The 19,858-nt window shown below is 65.7% G+C and carries 19 protein-coding genes; 18 read left to right on the top strand and 1 reads right to left on the bottom strand.

Translation table 11 applies throughout. The features are described 5' to 3' along the window. The first annotated feature begins 80 nt into the window (after positions 1-80). From BW990_RS04510 to BW990_RS04490, 5 genes are all read left to right on the top strand, one after another. On the top strand, positions 81-1,685 hold the full coding sequence (locus tag BW990_RS04510) for an ABC transporter ATP-binding protein (protein ID WP_076445470.1): 1,605 nt from the start codon (positions 81-83) through the stop codon (positions 1,683-1,685). Next, positions 1,678-2,775, top strand: a complete 1,098-nt coding sequence (locus BW990_RS04505) for an ABC transporter permease (protein ID WP_076445468.1) — start codon at positions 1,678-1,680, stop codon at positions 2,773-2,775. Before BW990_RS04510 ends, BW990_RS04505 begins: the two co-directional genes overlap by 8 nt. Continuing rightward, complete coding sequence (locus BW990_RS04500; RefSeq protein WP_076445466.1) at positions 2,775-3,740, top strand: ABC transporter permease; 966 nt, start codon at positions 2,775-2,777, stop codon at positions 3,738-3,740. Before BW990_RS04505 ends, BW990_RS04500 begins: the two co-directional genes overlap by 1 nt. A gap of 193 nt (positions 3,741-3,933) precedes the next feature. After that, positions 3,934-4,758, top strand: coding sequence for an MBL fold metallo-hydrolase (locus BW990_RS04495; RefSeq protein ID WP_076445464.1), 825 nt, complete (start codon positions 3,934-3,936; stop codon positions 4,756-4,758). 237 nt (positions 4,759-4,995) lie between these two features. Beyond that, a complete protein-coding gene (locus tag BW990_RS04490; RefSeq protein ID WP_076445462.1) occupies positions 4,996-6,414 on the top strand; it encodes an FAD-binding oxidoreductase in 1,419 nt (472 codons plus the stop codon). A gap of 7 nt (positions 6,415-6,421) precedes the next feature. On the opposite strand, the gene BW990_RS04485 is transcribed toward BW990_RS04490, so the two are convergent. Next, complete coding sequence (locus BW990_RS04485; RefSeq protein ID WP_076445460.1) at positions 6,422-7,279, bottom strand: lytic transglycosylase domain-containing protein; 858 nt, start codon at positions 7,277-7,279, stop codon at positions 6,422-6,424. A 334-nt stretch (positions 7,280-7,613) separates the two neighbouring features. Between BW990_RS04485 and BW990_RS04480 the strand changes: the two genes are divergently transcribed. The 13 genes from BW990_RS04480 (at position 7,614) to BW990_RS04420 (ending at position 19,850) form a co-directional block, all read left to right on the top strand. Beyond that, on the top strand, positions 7,614-7,805 hold the full coding sequence (locus tag BW990_RS04480) for a hypothetical protein (RefSeq protein ID WP_076445458.1): 192 nt from the start codon (positions 7,614-7,616) through the stop codon (positions 7,803-7,805). A gap of 232 nt (positions 7,806-8,037) precedes the next feature. Next, complete coding sequence (locus BW990_RS04475; RefSeq protein WP_076445456.1) at positions 8,038-8,241, top strand: hypothetical protein; 204 nt, start codon at positions 8,038-8,040, stop codon at positions 8,239-8,241. 135 nt (positions 8,242-8,376) lie between these two features. Then, a complete protein-coding gene (cpaB, locus tag BW990_RS04470) occupies positions 8,377-9,234 on the top strand; it encodes a Flp pilus assembly protein CpaB (protein ID WP_076445454.1) in 858 nt (285 codons plus the stop codon). 205 nt (positions 9,235-9,439) lie between these two features. Further along, positions 9,440-10,861: a type II and III secretion system protein family protein gene (locus tag BW990_RS04465; RefSeq protein ID WP_076445452.1), complete on the top strand. Its 1,422-nt coding sequence runs from the start codon at positions 9,440-9,442 to the stop codon at positions 10,859-10,861. A 10-nt stretch (positions 10,862-10,871) separates the two neighbouring features. Then, positions 10,872-11,564 carry an OmpA family protein gene (locus BW990_RS04460; protein WP_076446336.1) on the top strand — a complete coding sequence of 231 codons (693 nt, stop codon included), beginning with the start codon at positions 10,872-10,874 and terminating at the stop codon, positions 11,562-11,564. Between the two features lie 202 nt (positions 11,565-11,766). Further along, positions 11,767-13,032, top strand: coding sequence for an AAA family ATPase (locus tag BW990_RS04455; protein ID WP_076445450.1), 1,266 nt, complete (start codon positions 11,767-11,769; stop codon positions 13,030-13,032). A gap of 14 nt (positions 13,033-13,046) precedes the next feature. After that, entirely contained in the window at positions 13,047-14,495 is a 1,449-nt protein-coding gene (locus BW990_RS04450) for a CpaF family protein (RefSeq protein ID WP_076445449.1), read from the top strand. A 3-nt stretch (positions 14,496-14,498) separates the two neighbouring features. Continuing rightward, a complete protein-coding gene (locus BW990_RS04445; protein WP_076445448.1) occupies positions 14,499-15,464 on the top strand; it encodes a type II secretion system F family protein in 966 nt (321 codons plus the stop codon). A gap of 10 nt (positions 15,465-15,474) precedes the next feature. After that, positions 15,475-16,446: a type II secretion system F family protein gene (locus tag BW990_RS04440; RefSeq protein WP_076445446.1), complete on the top strand. Its 972-nt coding sequence runs from the start codon at positions 15,475-15,477 to the stop codon at positions 16,444-16,446. A gap of 5 nt (positions 16,447-16,451) precedes the next feature. Beyond that, positions 16,452-17,015, top strand: a complete 564-nt coding sequence (locus BW990_RS04435; protein WP_076445445.1) for a tetratricopeptide repeat protein — start codon at positions 16,452-16,454, stop codon at positions 17,013-17,015. 30 nt (positions 17,016-17,045) lie between these two features. Next, positions 17,046-17,903 carry a tetratricopeptide repeat protein gene (locus tag BW990_RS04430; protein ID WP_076445444.1) on the top strand — a complete coding sequence of 286 codons (858 nt, stop codon included), beginning with the start codon at positions 17,046-17,048 and terminating at the stop codon, positions 17,901-17,903. A gap of 19 nt (positions 17,904-17,922) precedes the next feature. Further along, entirely contained in the window at positions 17,923-18,417 is a 495-nt protein-coding gene (locus BW990_RS04425) for a prepilin peptidase (RefSeq protein ID WP_076445443.1), read from the top strand. A gap of 125 nt (positions 18,418-18,542) precedes the next feature. After that, positions 18,543-19,850, top strand: coding sequence for a P-loop NTPase family protein (locus tag BW990_RS04420; RefSeq protein ID WP_076445442.1), 1,308 nt, complete (start codon positions 18,543-18,545; stop codon positions 19,848-19,850). Positions 19,851-19,858: the final 8 nt, after the last annotated feature.

The following is a 19,858-nucleotide window of genomic DNA, read 5'->3' as shown; positions in this document are numbered from 1 at the left end:
CACCCGATCCGCAACACCTTGTGTCAGGGGCTGCCGCGCGCGGCCCCTGATCTCTACCGACGCCCCCGCCGGAGCCCTTCATGACCGACACCGCCCCCGCCATCGAGCTCAAAGGCATCTCCAAGGCATTCGGGCCCGTGCAGGCCAACAAGGACATCTCGATCCGCGTGATGCCCGGCACGATCCACGGCATCATCGGCGAGAACGGCGCGGGCAAGTCGACGCTGATGTCGATCCTCTACGGCTTCTACAAGGCCGATGCGGGCGAGATCTTCGTCGCCGGCAAGAAGACCGAGATCCCCGACAGCCAGGCCGCCATCGCCGCGGGAATCGGCATGGTCTTCCAGCATTTCAAGCTGGTGCAGAATTTCACCGTCCTCGAAAACGTCATCCTCGGGGCCGAGGATGGCCGCCTGTTGCGCCCCTCGCTCGCCAAGGCGCGCGGCGTGCTGAAGCAGCTTGCCGAGGAATACGGCCTCTCGGTCGATCCCGACGCACCCGTTGAGACCCTGTCGGTGGGCCACCAGCAGCGCGTCGAGATCCTCAAGGCGCTCTACCGCCAGGCCGACATCCTGATCCTCGACGAGCCCACGGGCGTCCTGACCCCCGCCGAGGCCGACCACCTCTTTCGCATCCTCGACAATCTGCGCGCCGAGGGAAAGACGATCATCCTGATCACCCACAAGTTGCGCGAGATCATGGAGATCACCGACACCGTCTCGGTCATGCGGCGCGGGCAGATGACCGCCACCGTGAAGACCGCCGAGACCGATCCGCAGCAGCTGGCCGAGCTGATGGTCGGCCGCAAGGTCCTGCTGCAGGTCGACAAGGCACCCGCGCAGCCGGGCGCGACCGTGCTCGAGGTCGAAAACCTGCGTCACGTGGATGCGGACGGGGTGGAACGGCTGCGCGGCATCTCCTTCGACCTGCGTGCGGGCGAGATCCTTGGCGTGGCGGGCGTGGCCGGCAACGGGCAGTCCGAACTGCTGGAAGTGCTGGGCGGCTACCGCGAGGCCACGGGTAACGTGCGCCTCAACGGCACGCCCCTGCCCCTGTCGGGACCGGGCTCCGACGGGCGCGCGCGCCGCGTCGCCGGCATCGGCCACGTCCCCGAGGATCGCCAGCGCGAGGGTCTCATCATGGCCTATACCGCGTGGGAAAACAGCGTCTTCGGCTATCACCGCGATCCCGGCAACCAGTCGGGCGCGCTGATGAACAATGCCGCGATCAAGTCCGAGGCCGCCGGCAAGATGGAGCGCTTCGACGTGCGCCCGCCCAACCCGAACCTCAAGGCCGCCAATTTTTCAGGCGGCAACCAGCAGAAGATCGTCCTGGCGCGCGAGATCGAGCGGAACCCCGATGTGCTTCTGATCGGCCAGCCCACGCGCGGCGTCGATATCGGCGCGATCGAGTTCATCCACCAGGAAATCATCCGCCTGCGCGACGCGGGCAAGGCGATCCTCCTCGTCTCCGTGGAACTCGACGAGATCTTCGCGCTCTCGGACCGCATCGCGGTGATGTTCGACGGCCGGATCATGGGCGAACGCGACCCGTCGCAGACCGACCAGCGCGAGCTGGGCCTGCTGATGGCGGGCGTGACCGAGGATCCCGGCGAGAACGCCATCGCTGCGATCGATGCGCGCCTCGAGGAAAAGGAAAACCGAAAGCAGCCCCGACATGGATAAGATGCCCGCCTGGGCCGACGCGGTCCTCGTCCCCCTCTTCTCGCTCCTGCTGGCCGCGCTGCTCTCGGCGCTGGTGATCCTCGCCATCGGAGAAAGCCCGGTCGAGGCCTTCAAGCTGATGGTCGACGGCGCGCTCATGCGCTCCTCGGGCTGGGGCTACACGCTCTATTACGCGACCAATTTCATCTTCACCGGCCTCGCGGTCTCGGTGGCCTTCCACGCGAAGCTCTTCAATATCGGCGGCGAGGGCCAAGCCACCGTGGGCGGCCTCGGCGTGGCGCTCATCTGCCTCTATATCCCCTGGCCGCACTGGTCGCTGGCGCTTGTCGGGGCCGCGCTCGGGGCCGCGGCCTTCGGCGCGCTCTGGGCGCTCATCCCGGCCTATCTGCAGGCCAGGCGCGGCAGCCATATCGTCATCACCACGATCATGTTCAACTTCATCGCCGCGGCGCTTCTGAACTACGTGCTGGTGAACCTGCTGAAGCCCGCAGGCCAGATGGACCCGGCCTCGCCGGTCTTTCCCGCGGCCACGCACCTGCCCACCTTCCAGGACATGTTCGCCACCGAGGCGATGCCGCTCTTTCGCGGCGCGCCCGGCAACGTCACCTTCTTCGTCGCCATTGCCGCCTGTCTCGCCGTCTGGGTGCTGATCTGGCGCACCCGGCTCGGCTACGAGATCCGCGCGCTCGGCCACTCCGAGAGTGCTGCGCGCTATGCCGGCATCTCCCCCGTGAAGATCGTCGTCGTGGCGATGCTGATCTCGGGCGGGCTCGCCGGGCTGATGGCCGTCAACACGGCGATGGGCGAGGCCGAACGGCTGGTGATGAACGCCACCGAAGGCGCGGGCTTCATCGGCATCGCCGTGGCGCTAATGGGCCGCAACCACCCGATCGGCGTCTTCCTCGCCGCCATTCTCTTCGGCTTTCTCTACCAGGGCGGGGCCGAGCTTGCGCTCTGGACCAATATCCCGCGCGAGCTGATCGTGGTGATCCAGGCGCTGGTGATCCTCTTTACCGGCGCGCTCGACAACATGGTGCGGATGCCGCTCGAGCGGCTGTTCCTCGCCTTCGGTCGGAAGGAGCGCGCCTGATGGATTTCGCCACCCTCCTGCAGGTCCTCGATTCGACCGTCCGCCTCGCGACGCCGCTCCTGCTCGCCTGCCTCGCGGGGCTTTTCTCCGAACGCTCGGGCGTGATCGACATCGGGCTCGAAGGCAAGATGCTCATTGCCGCCTTCTTCTCGGCGGCCATCGCCGCGCTCACGGGCTCGGTCTGGATGGGCCTCGGCGCGGGCATCGTCTCCTCGGTGCTGCTCTCGGGCCTGCACGGGCTGGCGTCGATCACCTTCCGCGGCAACCAGCTCATCTCGGGCGTCGCGCTCAACTTCCTTGCCGCGGGCCTCACCGTGCTCATCGCGCAGGACTGGTTCAGCCAGGGCGGCCGCACGCCCTCGCTCATGGGCGCGGGCCGCTGGGAGGCGATCACCCTGCCCTTCGCCGAGACGCTCCGCGCCGTGCCCGTGCTGGGCCCGATCTACTATGAGCTCATCTCCGGCCATTCGATCCTCGTCTACGTGGCCCTCCTCTGCGTGCCCGCCACCTGGTGGGTGCTCTTCCGCACCCGCTTCGGCCTGCGCCTGCGCGCGGTGGGCGAGGCCCCCGAAGCGGTGGACACGGCGGGCGTCTCGGTCGTCGGCCTGCGCTATGCGGCCATCGTGATTTGCGGGCTCCTCTGCGGGCTCGCGGGCTCGTATCTCGCGACCGGCCTGCAGGCGGGCTTCGTCAAGGACATGACCGCAGGGCGCGGATACATCGCGCTCGCCGCGCTCATCTTCGCGAAATGGCGGCCCTGGTACGCGCTGATGGCCTGCCTCCTGTTCGGCCTCCTGCAGGCGGTCGCCCTGCGCTACCAGAATATCGACTTCGGCGGGATCACCATCCCCGTCCAGGTCATGGACGCGCTGCCCTATATCCTCACGGTCGTGATCCTCGCAGGCTTCGTCGGCCGCGCGATCCCGCCGCGGGCAGGCGGGGAGCCCTACGTCAAGGAGCGCTGAGCCCCCGAGCCATCGGCGCGTCCCAAGCGGGGGCGGCGCGCACCGCCCCTGTCACGACCGGACCGGAAATACCTCCGGGGAGCGCGAGGGGCTGGCCCCTCGCTCCCGCCCCCGCCACATTCTCACGAGCCTTTGAAGAGGACGGACCGCCCCACCCGCGCTACCTTTCGGCGACCCTCAAGGAGCCTCGCCGATGATCCGCCTTCTCACAGTCCTCCTGCTCACGCTCGCGCCGCTCGCCGCCGCGGCGCAGGACCGCCGCCCGTCCCATTGTATCGCCGTGGCCGAAGCCGCGCCCGGACTGGAGTACCTGCACAAGGCCAGCTGGCAGGCGCCGGTGCCCGATTACTCGGTGCGCATCAGCTACATCGCGCATGCCTCCTTCCTGATCCAGACCCAGGGCGGGCTCAGCGCGGTCACGGATTTCACCGGCTTCATCGGCAACACCACGATGATCCCCGATGTGGTCACCATGAACCACGCCCATTCCACCCACTGGACCGCCAATCCCGACCCCGCGATCCCGCATGTCCTGCCCGGCTGGGGGGAATTCGGCGAGGGGATCGAGCACCGCCTCGATCTGGGCGAGATGCTGGTGCGCAACGTCTCCACCGATATCCGCAGCGATTTCGGCGGGCGCGAGGATAACGGAAATTCGATCTTCGTCTTCGAGGTCGAAGGCCTCTGCATCGGCCATCTGGGCCATCTGCACCACGAACCCAACGATGCCCAATACGCGGCCCTCGGGCGGCTCGACGTGGTGATGGTGCCGGTGGATGGCGGCTATACCATGGCGCGCACCAACATGATCAACGTGCTCGAACGGCTGAAAAGCCGGGTCATCATCCCCATGCACTGGTTCTCCGGCTTCGCGCTCGAGGCCTTCCTCGACGAGATCTCCACCAGCTTCGCCGTGGAACGCACCGGGCAGAGCCATCTCGAGGTCTCGCTCGCCACCCTGCCCGACCGGCCGACCGTCACCATCCTCGAGCCGCGCTGGCTGCGCGATCCGGAATAGCCGGAGCGCGCGAACGGGCCGTGCCGCCCCTCGCTCACCCGTCGGGCACATGCCCGCCGAAGGCGCACCGGAAGCGGCGCCCGAAGGCGCCGATGACAAGACATGCCGCATTCGGCCATGGGCCGGATGCGACCGCCGGATCGGGGCCGCGGATCAGCCCCCCGGATCGGGGCCCTTTCACGCGCGGACCCGCCGCGCTATCTCCCGATTGACCCGCCGCGACCGGAGACCGCCCCCGTGCCCCTCGCCTCTGCCGATCCAACCTTTCTCGACGCGCTCGCCGCGGCGCTTCCGGGCGACACGATCCGCCCCGCCGATGCGCGGTTCCACGAAGAGCCGCGCGACCGCTGGAAGGGGGCGGCCACCCATGTGGCTCTCCCCCGCACGACCCAAGAGGTCGCGACGATCGTCGCCCAGGCCCATGCCGCCCGCGTGCCGCTGGTCCCCTATGGCGGCGGCACCGGTCTCGTCGGCGGACAGATCGCCCCCGAAGGCGGCGCGGCCCCGCTTCTCGTCAGCCTCGAGCGCATGAACGCCATCCGCGCCGTGCATCCGCAGGAAAACGTGCTCATCGCCGAGGCGGGCGCGATCCTGCTCGACGTGCAGAATGCCGCGCGCGATGCGGACCGGCTGTTCCCGCTCTCGCTCGCCTCCGAAGGCTCGGCCCGGATCGGCGGGCTTCTGGCGACCAATGCGGGCGGCGTGAACGTGCTGCGCTACGGCAATGCCCGCGATCTCTGCCTCGGGCTCGAGGCGGTGCTGCCCGACGGCACAATCTGGAACGGGCTGCGGCGGCTCCGAAAGGACAATACCGGCTATGATCTGCGCAACCTGCTCATTGGCGCCGAGGGCACGCTCGGGATCATCACCGCGGCGGTTCTGAAACTGGCCCCCATCCCGGCCCGTACCGGCACCGCGCTTCTGGTGGTCGACAGCCCGCGCGCCGCGCTCGATCTCCTAGCCCTTGCCCGGGGCCGGCTCGGCGACGGCATCTCCGCCTTCGAGCTGATGAGCGGGACGGGCTACGATTTCCTCGCCGAGACCATCCCGGATCTGCGCCAGCCCTTCGAGACGGCCCCCGCCTGGTCGGTGCTGATCGAGGTCGGGCTGCCCCAGGGCCTCGATCCCGCCGAGGCGCTCGAGGCCGTGTTCGCCGAGGCGCTCGAGGCGGGGCTCGTCTCGGACGGGCTCATCGCGCAATCGGACAGCCAGCGGCAGGATTTCTGGGCGATCCGCGAACGCATCCCCGAAGCCAACCGCCATATCGGCGCGATCTCCAGCCACGATATCTCCGTGCCGATCTCGGCCATTCCCGATTTCATCCCCGAAGGCATCGCCCGGCTGAAGACGATCGGCACCTTCCGGGTGAACTGCTTCGGCCATCTGGGCGACGGCAACCTGCATTACAACGTCTTCCCCATGCCGGGCGAAAGCCGCGCCGATCACGACCACAACCGCGACGCCATCAAGCGCACGATCCACGACCTCGTGCACGAGATGGAGGGCTCGGTCAGCGCCGAGCACGGCATCGGACGGCTGAAGGTCGCGGATCTCGAACGCTACCAGGACCCCGCAAAGCTGGCCGCGATGCGGGCGATCAAGGCGGCCCTCGATCCGCGCGGCATCATGAACCCGGGCGCGGTGCTGCGGATGTGACCGCCGTTCAGCTTCCGGGCGAGACGTGGAACACGCAGCCATCCGAGATCATCATCGGCGGCGTCTTGCAGAGCGCCCGCGCCACTTCGAAGGCCGCCAGCACCTTGGGCACGTAATCGCGCGTTTCGGCGAAGGGCGGCACGCCGCCCGCCTCGGCCACCGCGGTCTGCCCGGCATTGTAGCCCGCCAGCACCAGCACCGGATCGCCGCCATAGGCCTGCATCAGCGCATCCAGGAAGCTGATCCCGCCCTTGATGTTCTGATCGGGATCGAAACTGTCGGCGACGCCCAGCTTCTCGGCGGTGTCGGGCATGAGCTGCATCAGCCCCTCCGCGCCGACGCGGCTGACCGCATCGGCCCGCCCCCCCGATTCCACCGCCATCACTGCAAGCGCCAGCGCGGGCGAAACCTCGGTGCCCACCGAATGGCGCAGCAGCGCCGTGCCGTAGCGCGCGGCGATGTCCTGCAGGGTCTGCACCCGCGGCGCGTCGACCCGCGCGCCCCCGGGCCCGGACTTCAGTGCGGAAAGCGCAGGCTCCAGCCGTCCGGGGCCGGTGCCTGCATCCCCCGAGGCCGCGACCGCCTGCCAGAACCAGCCATACCGGCCCGTGGGCGCGGGCGCCGCGCCCGGCGCCGCCCCGGCGCTGTCGCTGTCGGGTGCGGCCTCTTCGGCCCGTCGCTCCGGCGGCGGCATCACGGCGGGATTGGCGCGCGGCGCGATCTGCACCGTGACGCGTTTCTTCGTGCCCGGCGCGGGCGGCTTCACGAACCGCGCGGAGAAGTCGGGATTGGCGGCGGCCGGCTCGGCGCCGGGCAGCACAAGCATGAATGCCGCGCAGAGCGCGCAGCGTCGCATGAAGGACATCGGACTGCTCGTTTCTTTGTTCTTTGTCCGGATCATCGCACGCGCCGCGAAAATCCCCAAGATGGCGTCTCAATCTCGGCCGTTTTGACAAATTACCGTGCCCTTAACGCCGATTCATTCGAATTTTCTGATTAAATATCGTTTATATTCATATACATAGGCGATTTTCGGGGAATCCGCCGAACTATGCGGAAATCGATCCATTGCGGTCAAAATCGTGCCCCAATCCAACGTCTATATAGGGCCATACCGCAACGGAGACGGGAGATGAGAGACCCCGGTACCCTCTGACGCGGTGGAAACGAGAGCAAACTGAACCTTACGGAGAACTCCAATGCTTAACTTCATCAAGAACTTCCGCAACGACGAAGACGGCGCTGTCACGGTTGACTGGGTCGTGCTGACCGCAGCCGTCGTGGGCCTCGCAGTCGCAGCCTACTCCACCATCGAAACCAACTCGAAGACGCTGATCAACGCCGCAGCCGGCGCTGTCGCGACCGAGAACGACGGCTTCGCGAAAGAGTAATAGATCGTCTGATTTGAGCGGGAAGTCTTCTGACCGCAGAATACACGAGGGCGCGCCGGCCAGTCTGCTGGCGCGCTCTTTCCATGTCCGGCCAACGCTGAATCGCAAGAGGAGCCACGCAAAGAGTTCCCGGCGCACATGGATAGCTTGAGGTGTGCTCGAAGGCGCCAAAACGGCGCAGGAGCATTGAGTTGTCCGGACCGCGTCCGGAACATCAGGTTGGAGTGGCACTATGCCGTTTGTCGTAGTCAAATTACCCCGATTCCTTTCCTCCGAAGACGGGGCCGTCACGGTCGACTGGGTCGTCCTGACCGCGGGCATGATCGGCCTGTGCCTGATCGCCTACAGCATTCTCGAGAAGGAATCGCTGACCCTTGCCCGGGCGGCGGGCACCGCCGTCGGCGAGCGCGTCACCGAATTGCCGGGCGGCGAATAACGAACAATCGCGGCTTTCGCCAAAGACTGGTCACACCAGGTCCCGTTTTTCGCCATTGTTTCCTGTCAGGCTTCAAACAGGATCGAGGACCGCAGCAATCCCGTCGGCGGTCGAGCAAAGAATTGAGGTAACCCCATGCGTCTCGTGTTCGGACTTGTTCTGATCGCCGGACTCGGCTTGGCCGGTTTCGCGGTGTACATGGCTCAGAATTATATCGGTGCGTATGAATCCGCATTGCAGGAAGAGCGCGCCAAGCAGGCGCAATCCGTGGAGACCACGATGGTCTACGTCGCGGCCAACCCGCTGACCTACGGACAGGTGATCACCGAAGAGGATGTGAAACTCGTGCCCTGGCCGGTTCCGGCCCTGCCCGAGGTCTATTTCAGCGAGGAAGAGCCCATTCTCGTCGAGGGCGAGGAGCCGCGCGTCGCGCTGCGCCAGATCGAGCCCAACGAGGTGTTCATGGGCGTCAAGGTCTCCGAGCCGGGCGGCGATGCGGGCCTCACATCGCGCCTTGAGCGCGGCATGCGCGCCTTCGCCATCAAGGTCGACGTCGCCTCGGGCGTGTCGGGCTTCCTGCGCCCCGGTGACCGCGTGGACGTCTACTGGACCGGCCGCATCGGATCGCGCGATCCGTCCCTGCCCCAGGGCGAGGTGACGAAGCTCATCCAGACCGGCGTCGAACTCATCGCCATCGACCAGACCGCCAACGTGGACGGCACCAACGCCACCATCGCGCGCACCGTGACCGTGGCCGCGACGCCGCAGCAGATCGCATCGCTGGCCCAGGCGCAGTCGACCGGCGCCCTGACCCTGTCGCTGATGGCCAACAACGACACCACCGTCGCCGAGGCGATCGAGGTCGACCAGCGCTCGCTGCTCGGGCTCGAGAAGAAGGAGGCGCCCTCGATCCAGAAGGCCCGCGAGGTCTGCACGATCCGGACGCGCCGCGGCTCCGAGACCGTCGAGATGCCGATCCCCTGCACGAACTGATCGCGGAACACGCAACCTCCGAAGGCGCCCCCAGTGGGCGCCTTTCGTCGTTTATCGGCGCTTTTGTCACGGCTGTTGCCCGTAACCCACATCAATTGCGCCCCTGAAGCTATTGATTCTTGCAATAATTCGAATTCTCGCGCAGGGTTTTTCCAAATGCAGGCGAAAGATCTGCACCTGAGGCGTGATCGGAAAGGCAGGTCACATGAAATTCGACGGTATTCTGCGGGCGTCCCTCATCGGGTGCGTCCTTGGTCTTGCACCCATGGCGGCTCCGCTTGTCGAGGCGCAGACCCTCCGCGTCGTGCGGGGCAATGTGGGCTCGCAGATCGACGTTGCGATGAACCGCGCGCTGGTCGTCGAAAGCGACGTGCCCTTCGCCGAATTGTCCATCGCCAACCCGGCCATCGCGGATATTTCCTCGCTGTCGGATCGCTCCATCTACGTTCTGGGCAAGGCGCCCGGCACCACGACGCTGTCGATCTTCGATGCCGAGGGCATGCTGATCGCCAATGTCGATGTGCGCGTCGCGGCCGATGTCGCCGAATTCAAGGAGCGGCTGCGGCAGATCCTGCCCGGCGAACCCATCGAGGTGCGCACCGCCAATGACGGCATCGTGCTGTCGGGGACGCTCTCGTCGATCCAGTCGCTCGACAAGGCGCTCAGCCTTGCGGAACGCTACGCACCCGACCGGGTCTCGAACCTGATGCAGGTGGGCGGCGTCCAGCAGGTCATGCTGAAAGTCCGCTTCGCCGAGATGCAGCGCTCGGTCTCCAAGGCGCTGCGCTCGTCCATGTCCATCGGCGGCGATCTTCTGGGCGGCGATGTCGGGCTCTTCTCGGAAACCGGTACCTGGCTCGACGGCAATACGCTCGGCGATCCGGTGGCCTTCACCGGCGATACCGAGGGCGGCGCGGTGATCGGCTTCGATGCCGGCGGCCTCGAAGTGGGCATCCTGCTCGAAGCGCTGGAATCCAAGGGCCTCGTGCGCATGCTGGCGGAACCGAACCTGACCGCGCTGTCGGGCCAGGAGGCGTCGTTCCTCGCGGGCGGGGAATACCCGGTCCCGGTGCAGGCGCAGAACGACAACGTGACGATCGAATTCAAGCCCTTCGGCGTGGAGCTCGACTTCATCCCTCGGGTGATCAACGGCGATCTCATCAATCTCGAGCTGAAGACCGCGGTCTCCGCGCTCGACAGCTCCACGGGCATCGACCTCAACACCGTGCGGATCAACGGCTTTTCCCGCCGCGAAGCGACCACGACCGTGGAACTGCGCGACGGCGAGAGCTTCGCCATCGCGGGCCTCCTGCAGGACGATTTCCGCGATCTGAACGGCCAGGTGCCGTGGCTCGGCGACGTGCCGATCCTGGGCGCGCTCTTCCGCAGCGCCGAATATACCCGCGAACAGTCCGAACTGGTCATCATCGTGACGCCGCATCTCGTGACGCCGACCCGCGGCGAGGCGCTGGCGCTGCCCACCGACAAGGTCCGCCCGCCCTCCGAGCGGGACCTCTTCCTCTATGGCAAGACGCAGGCGGGCGAGCGGCGCAAACCGCGCTCCGGTGCCGCCGGAGAGGTTGCCACGCAGGACTTCACCGGTTCCTATGGTTATGTGATGGATTGAGACAATGGGCATGACGGCGCACGCGATCAGAACCAGCCTCTTGGCCCTCAGCGCGATCGGCGTCCTGTCGGGCTGCGCCCGCGAGGCGGGGACCATGTCGGGCCAGGCGTCGTTCCGCCCCGAAGCGGGCTCGATCCTCGATCCCGGCGATTTCGGCATGGCCACGGCGAACAATGTCGCGGTCATGTCCGGCGAGAAGCGCTATACCTTCGATCTGGCCCAGCGTTTCGCCTCCGAGGTGATGACCACCGTCAATTTCGCCTTCAATTCGGCCCAGCTCGACCCGGGCGCGCGCGACACGCTGCGTGAACAGGCGGCCTGGATCCGGCAATTCCCCGAAGTGCGCTTCCGCGTCTACGGGCATACCGACCTCGTGGGCAGCGATGCCTACAACAAGCGCTTGGGCCTCGCCCGGGCCCGCGCCGTGGTGCATTTCCTGTCGCAGCAGGGCATCAGCCTCGAACGGCTGGAAGCGGTCGTTTCCTACGGCGAAACGCAGCCGCTGATCGTCACCGAGGGCCGCGAGCGCCGCAACCGCCGCACCGTGACCGAGGTGTCGGGGTTCGTCACGTCGCATCAGAACGTGCTCGACGGCAAATACGCCCAGATTATCTACCGCGAATACGTCCAGTCCGCCGCGCCCGAAAGCAGTGTCGGCGGCGGTGGCGATGGCGGCGGGATCACGATCCCCACCGGCGGCTGATCCGGCACCGTCTGCGATTACCGTACAATTACGGTTTTTTCGTCCAAATGTTGCCGCCTTTGACTGCGATCTTCTCATCATAGCGACAGGACCGTCGGGGCATCTTTCCCGCCGGTCCCTGTGATCGGACGAGGTGGGCGCGCGCAGGACAACTGCGTCCCTGCCCCGTGTCGATCCGAGACAGGCAAAGGACGATGAGTTTATGAGTACGGGGACAGACGCAGACGCACTCGCAGAAACCGCACCTATTGTGGCCTGCACCATCAGCCGCGACGTGCAGATTTTCGACCTTCTGATCGAGGACATGGAAGCCCTTCTCGGCGAAGCCTGGGGGGATCTGGGCTTTGCCGAAGCCCTGGCCTTTCTTGGCCAGACAGAGGCGGAAACCCTTGAATTCGTTGCACTTGCCATCGACGACACCGATGAGGAAAACGCCGATCAGCTGATGTCGATCATCGCTGCGGCGAAGGCCCGCGGCGTCAAGGTGGTGCTGATCGCCGAGGATGTGACCCCGGCCACGCTGCACCGGCTGCTGAAGAACGGCGCCGACGAATTCGTACCCTACCCGCTGCCCGAGGGCGAGCTTGCCGCGGCGGTGGAGCGGCTCAAGGCGCCGCAAGCGCCGCAGCTCGTGGCCGATTCGGGCGCGAAACCCGGCGCCAGCGCCTCCAAGCTGAATTCCGACGGCGACGGCGTGCTGCTGGCCGTTCAGGGCATGGCCGGGGGCGTCGGTGCGACCACCATGGCGGTCAACCTCGCCTGGGAGCTCGCCAACGTCACCAAGGACAAGGACAAGGCGCCGCGGGTCTGCCTGCTCGATCTCGGTCTGCAATTCGGCTCGGTCGCGACCTATCTCGACCTGCCCCGAAAGGAGACGATCATCGAGATCCTCGCCGATATCGGCAAGCTCGACCAGGAAACCTTCGCGCAGGCGCTGCAATCCTACGAGGACCGGCTCGAGGTGTTCACCGCACCATCGGACCTGCTGCCGCTCGACATGCTGAGCCAGGAGGATGTCACCCTGCTGCTCGGGCTCGCGCGCGAGCATTTCGATTACGTCATCGTCGATATGCCCTCGGCCATCACGCAATGGTCGGAAACCGTGCTGCAAGCAGCGCAGGTCTATTTCGCGATGATCGAACTCGACATGCGGTCGGCGCAGAACACCCTGCGGCTGAAGCGCGCGCTGCAATCGGAGGATCTGCCCTTCGAGAAGTTGCGCTTCGTGCTGAACCGGGCGCCGAAATTCACCGATCTCCAGGGCAAGAGCCGCGCCAAGCGCATGGCCGAAAGCCTCGATATCAAGATGGATCTGTTCCTGCCCGATGGCGGCAAGCAGATCGCGCAGGCCTGCGATCACGGCCTGCCCCTGGCCTTGCAGGCGGCGAAAAACCCGCTGCGCAAGGAAATCGCCAAACTCGCCCTCTCGCTGCATGAGATCGGCCAGACCGACGCCGCCGCTGCCTAAGGAGCTGCCCGCAGATGTTTTCCCGTTACAAGAAATCCGGTGCCACCGCAGCCCCGCCCGCCGCAGCCGCCGCGGCGGCGGCCGCCGCCGAAAAGCCTGTCGAGAAACCGGTGGAAAAGCCGGTTTCGATGCGCAAGGTGCAGCCCAACACGGCGGCGCGACCGGTTGCGGGCGACAAGGAGAAGAAGCGCAAGGAGCGGATGGGCGAGATCAAGCTCGAACTGCACCGCGTGCTTCTCGACAACCTCAACCTCGCTGCGCTCGACCAGGCGAGCGAGGCCGATCTGCGCGCCGAGATCCAGGCGATCACCGTCGAGAGCCTGCAGGAAAAATCCATCGTCCTGAACCGCGAGGAACGCCTGCAGCTCAACCAGGAGCTCTACGACGAGGTGAAGGGCCTCGGGCCCCTCGAGGCGCTTCTGAAGGACGACACCGTCTCGGATATCCTGGTGAACGGCCCGCAGCAGATCTTCATCGAACAGAACGGCAAGCTGTCGCTGTCGGACATCACCTTCAAGGATGAGCGCCACCTGATGCGCATCATCGACAAGATCGTGTCCGCCGTGGGCCGGCGTGTCGATGAATCCAACCCTTACGTGGACGCCCGCCTGCAGGACGGCTCGCGTTTCAACGCGATGGTGCCGCCCATTGCCATCGACGGCAGCCTCGTCTCCATTCGTAAGTTCAAGAAGGACAAGCTCGGCATCGACGACCTGGTGTCCTTCGGTGCCTTCTCCGAAGAGATGGCGGTCTACCTGCAGGCCGCCGTGGCCACGCGCCTCAACGTCATCGTCTCGGGCGGTACGGGTTCGGGCAAGACGACGACGCTCAACGCGCTGTCGTCGTTCATCGACGACAGCGAACGGATCCTGACCATCGAGGACACCGCCGAACTTCAACTGCAGCAGACCCATGTGGGCCGGATGGAAAGCCGCCCGCCCAACGTCGAGGGCAAGGGCGCGGTCACGCCGCGCGACTGCCTCAAGAACGCGCTGCGTATGCGTCCCGACCGGATCATCGTCGGCGAGACGCGGGGCGAGGAAGTGATCGACATGCTGCAGGCCATGAACACCGGCCATGACGGCTCGATGACCACGATCCACGCCAACTCCGCCCGCGACGGTGTCGCGCGTCTCGAGAACATGATCGCCATGGCGGGCATCGACATGCCGCTGAAGGCGATGCGCAGCCAGATCTCCTCGGCCGTGAACCTGATCGTGCAGGCCTCGCGCCTGCAGGACGGCTCGCGCCGGATGACCTCGATCACCGAGATCACCGGCATGGAAGGCGAAGTGATCTCCATGCAGGAGCTCTTCCGCTTCCAGCGGGTGGGCCTGACACCCGACAACAAGATCCTCGGTCATTTCACCGCGACCGGGGTGCGCAGCCATTATTCAGAGCGCTTCAAGATGTGGGGCTACGATCTGCCGCCCTCGATCTACGAACCGTTCCGGGGGGACTGATCCATGCTGAGTGCAGAATTCATCATCTACGGCGCGATCTTCGCGGGCGTGCTGATCCTGGTCGAGGGCGTCTATCTCGTCGCCTTCGGCAAATCGATCAGCCTCAACAGCCGGGTGAACCGCCGGCTGCAGATGCTCGACAAGGGCGCGCGCCGCGACGAGGTGCTGGCCAAGCTCCGCAAGGAGATGGACCAGCACATGGAGAACCGGGGCGTGCCGCTCTACTCCATGCTCGCCGACCGCGCGCAAAAGGCCGCCATCGCGTTCACGCCCAACCAGCTCATCATGCTGATGGTCGGGGTGTCCGTCGTGGCCTTCGTGGGCCTCACCATCACCACCGAGGCCGGGCTCGCCATTCGCGTCGCCATGGGCATCGGCTTCGGCGTCGGCGGCGTGTTCTTCTGGGTCAATTCGAAGGCCAAGAAGCGTCTCGCGCTGATCGAGGAACAGCTGCCCGACGCGGTCGAGCTGATGGTCCGCAGCTTGCGCGTGGGCCACCCGTTCTCCTCGGCGATTTCGATCGTCTCGAAGGAAATCCAGGACCCGCTGGCCACCGAATTCGGCGTGATCGCCGACGAAAGCGCCTATGGCCGCGATATCGGCGAGGCGCTGAAGCACATGGCCGAACGGCTCGACATGCAGGATTTGCGCTTCCTCGCCGTGGCGGTGTCGATCCAGCAGCAATCGGGCGGCAACCTCGCCGAGATCCTCGAAGGTCTGGCCAAGGTGATCCGCGCGCGCTTCCGGCTCTTCCGCCGGGTGAAGGCGATCACCGCCGAGGCGCAATGGTCGGGCAAGTTCCTGTCGGGCTTTCCGGTCATGGCGCTGGTGTTCATCCAGGTCACCAAGCCCGATTACTACGACAACGTGCTCGACCACCCGTGGTTCATCCCGGCGTGTTTCATCGTCGCCATCTTCCTCGCGCTGAACCTGTTCATCATGCGCATGCTCGTCAACATCAAGGTCTGAGGGGGCCATCATGGACACCATCACTGCACTGAATGGCATGATGACCGACCTGCTCGGTCCCGCCGCCCCGATGATCCTCGTGGGCGGGATCGGTCTGTTGCTCCTGCTGGCCTGCATTCCCATCATGCTGGCGCAGAAGCCGGACCCGATGGACAAGCTCAAGGCGATGGAGAAGCGCGGCCAGCAGGCCGAGACCAAGCAGGTCCTCCGCGAGAAGGCGAAAAGCGACAAGCTCAACCGCTACGCGCAATTCCTCGAACCGCAGGATGAAAAGGAACTGGGCACGGTCCGGATGCGGCTGCTGCAGGCGGGCTACGCGTCGAAGGAAGCGGTGCGCATCTACTACTTCGCGCAATTCGCGCTGGGTCTTCTGGGCCTCGCGCTCGGCACCGCCTATTACACGCTGGCACTGGGCGATGCGGCCACGACGCAGGACATGGTGATGTACGTGCTGGGCCCCGGCGGCGGCGGCTACTACCTGCCGAAATACTGGGTCAACAAGCGCGCGGGCGAACGCCAGCAGCAGATCCAGGACGGCTTTCCGGATGCGCTCGACATGATGCTGGTCTGCGTCGAGGCAGGCCAGTCCATGGACCAGTCCATCGTCCGCATCGCGCGGGAACTGCGCCCCTCCTTCCCCTACCTCGCCGACGAGTTTCAGCTCGTCAGCTACGAGATGAAGGCGGGCAAGGACAAATCCACCGTCCTGAACGACATGTCCGAGCGCTGCGGCGTGCAGGACGTGTCCTCCTTCGTGACGGTTCTGAACCAGTCCCAGACCTTCGGTACCTCGGTCGCCGACGCGCTCCGGGTCTATGCCGCCGAGATGCGCGACAAGCGCGTGATGCGCGCCGAGGAGAAGGCAAACAAGTTGCCCACCAAGATGACATTGGTCACAATGATGTTCACGGTGCCGCCGCTGCTCATCATCCTCGTGGGCCCTTCCGTCGTCGGCATCACCAACATGACCGGTGGGAACTAGACCATATGCGCACGCCCCTCGCGGGATGCCTTGCCATCATCACCATTCTCGCGGCCGCCTGTTCTCCGGGCGGCCCCGAGATTCCCGAAGGCCAGCTTTTCGCCCCCGAGATCGATCCCGAGGGGCAAAGCGTGGGCGGGCTCATCGTCGGCCATCGCCTGATGGATGCGCAGGAGCCCGAATTGGCGCTCGAGGCCTATACCCGCGCCGCCGCCGAGATCGGCCTGACGGTCGACGTGCTGTCGGGGCTCGGCTCGGCCAACCTCGCGCTCGGGCGGCTCAACCAGGCCGAACGGTTGCTGCGCCAGGCAGTTGAGGAGGACGAGGCCAGCCCCGAGATGTGGAACAATCTCGGCGTTGTGCTGATGGAGCGCGGCAAGGAGGCCGAAGCGGCGGCGACCTTCCGGCGGGCCTATGCGCTCGACAATGGCCAAAACGACTCAATTCGCGACAATCTTCGCTTGGCGCTCGCAAAAATCGAAAATACGGTCTATGCTGAGGAACAAGAACAAGAATTTAAGCTCGTGCGACGGGGTCAGGGGGATTTCCTGCTCATATCGACCGAGTGACGAGGCAGAAGCAGGACAAGGACGCAGCAAATGCGCCATTCCCGGATTTTCGCCCTCTGCACCGCAGGGGTTTTCGTTTTGTCGGCCTGCGGAGACACCGCGAGCGAGGCCGAGATCGTGGATCGCAACTTCCAGGGCGTGAACGCGATCGACGGCACGGGTCTCAACGACGTGATGCTGACCGTGGCCGATCCCAACGAGGCGGTGGATTACTTCCGCCGGGCCCTCAAGGACGCGCCTGACAATATCGAACATCGCCGCGGCCTCGCGAAATCGCTGATCCGCGCCAAGCGCGTCCCCGAGGGCGTCGCGGCCTGGTCCAACGTGGTCGATCACGACGAGGCCGGGAACGAGGACCGGGTGGCCTTCGCCGATGCGCTGATCCGCTCGGGCGAGTGGGACCGCGCGGAAGAGACGCTCGACGCGATCCCGCCCACCCACGAGACCTTCGAACGCTACAAGCTCGAAGCGATGGTCGCCGATGTCGGCGAGGACTGGAAACGCGCCGACAGCTTCTACGAGGTGGCGCTGGGGCTGACGACGCAGCCTGCAGGCATCCTCAACAATTGGGGATATTCCAAGCTGACGCGCGGCGAATATTCCGCGGCCGAGCGGCTCTTCACCGATGCCATCCGGCAGGACACCTCGCTGTTCACGGCCAAGAACAACCTGATGCTGGCCCGGGCCGCGCGCGGCGAATACAGCATCCCCGTGATCCCGATGAGCCAGATCGAACGTGCCCAGCTGCTGCACACGCTGGCGCTGGCGGCGATCAAGAAGGGCGATGTCGAGACCGGCAAGGCTCTTTTGCGCGATGCGCTGGAAACCCATCCACAGCATTTCGAAGCGGCCGCCACGAGCCTCGACGCGCTCGAAGGCACGAACTAGCCCGAAGGGACCCGTGCCCATGTCCATCGACGCCTCGGCCGCGCTGTGGTTCCTGCCCTTCGTGGTGCCGCTGTGCCTCTATACCTGCTATACCGACATGGCGCGGATGAAGATCACCAATCCCACCGTGATCGCGCTGTTCGCGGTCTTCGCCGCCATCGGGCTGATCGCCCTGCCCGTCGAGACCTATCTTTGGCGCTATGCCCATTTCGCCGTTGTGCTGGTCGCGGGCATCGCGCTCAATGCCGCGGGGGTGATGGGCGCGGGCGATGCGAAATTCGCCGCCGCCGCCGCGCCGTTCATCCATCTGGGCGATCTGCGGCTTCTGATGCTGCTCTTCGCGGCGGTGCTTCTGGCAGCCTTCGTGGCGCATCGCACCGCGCGGGCGACACCCCTCACCCGGCTCGCGCCGGACTGGGCAAGCTGGCATTCGGGCGCCAAGTTTCCCATGGGTCTGGCGCTTGGCGGGGCCCTCGCGCTCTATCTCGGGATGGGGGCCGTCTACGGCGCCTGACGGACGGCGCCAAGGCCGCCCCGCAGCCGTGCGATTTCGCCGAAAACGCCAATCCGCGGCCAAGCTCTCGCCATAAAGAATTGGTCATCTTTGCACGATAGATACGGGCAAAGGATCGCTGAGCAATGAACATGCAATCGTCGAGCGTCATGGCGCCACCGCCGCCGAAACGGCTGCAGGAAATGCAGCTGTCGATGGTGATGATGCGTGACATCGTGATCAAGACGATCTTCCGCAAGAACACCGGCAGCGCGAGCGAACTGGCCAAGGCCGTCTGCCTGCCGGTGCCGATCACGCAGGAACTGATCGATTACGCGCGCGGGCAGAACCTGCTCGAGGCGATGGGCAACCGCTCCGAAGGCGGCAGCTCCGAGATGGGCTACCAGCTGACCGACAGCGGCAAGGCGCGGGCGATGGATGCGCTGGCGCAGTCGGAATATTACGGCGCCATGCCGGTGCCCCTGCAGGTCTACCGCGACCAGGTGCAGCGCCAGTCGATCCGCAACATCCAGATCACCCGCGAGCAGCTGTCGAACGCGATGGGCCACCTGATCCTGCCGCCGCAGCTTCTGGGCAATCTCGGCCCCGCCGTGACCTCGGGCCGCTCGATCCTGATGTACGGGCCGCCGGGCAACGGTAAATCCTCCATCTCGAACGGCATCCGCGATGCGATGGGCGACAAGATCTATGTGCCGCGCGCCATCGAATACGCGGGCTCGGTCATCACCGTCTACGACCCGATCGTGCATTCCGAGGCCGAGGAGCAGCGCGAGGACCCGACCCAGCTGCGCCGCCGGGTGCTCTACGATTCGCGGTACGTGCTCTGCGAGCGCCCCACGGTGATCACCGGGGGTGAATTGTCGCTCGACATGCTCGATCTCGTCTACAACCCGACCGCGCGCACCTACCAGGCGCCGCTGCAGCTCAAGTCCACCGGCGGCATCTTCATCGTCGACGACCTCGGCCGCCAGGCGGAACCGCCGCAGAAGCTGGTGAACCGGTGGATCGTGCCGCTCGAGGAATCGAAGGACATCCTCGCCCTGCAATCGGGCGAGAAGTTCGAGGTGCCCTTCGACACGCTGGTGATCTTCTCGACGAACTTCCACCCCAACGAGATTTTCGACCAGGCCGCGCTGCGCCGGATCTTCTTCAAGATCAAGATCGACGGCCCAAGCCAGGAGGACTTCCTGAAGATCTTCGCCCTCGTCGCCCGCAAGAAGCGCATGCAGCTTTGCGAAAAGAGCCTCGTGCACCTGCTCAAGACCAAGTACCCGACGATCAAGAACGTCTTCGCGAATTACCAGCCGGTCTTCCTGATCGACCAGATGATCTCGGTCTGCGACTTCGAGGGGCTGCCCTACAAGATGACGCCGGAACTGGTGGATCGCGCCTGGGCGAACATGTTCGTGAAGGACGAGGTGATCGTGAAGTAAGGGCTTCG

The organism is Roseivivax lentus, assembly GCF_900156805.1.
Classification (GTDB): domain Bacteria; phylum Pseudomonadota; class Alphaproteobacteria; order Rhodobacterales; family Rhodobacteraceae; genus Roseivivax; species Roseivivax lentus.
The sequence above is the reverse complement of the archived record's forward strand: the minus strand, read 5'-3'. Positions and strand labels throughout refer to the sequence as shown.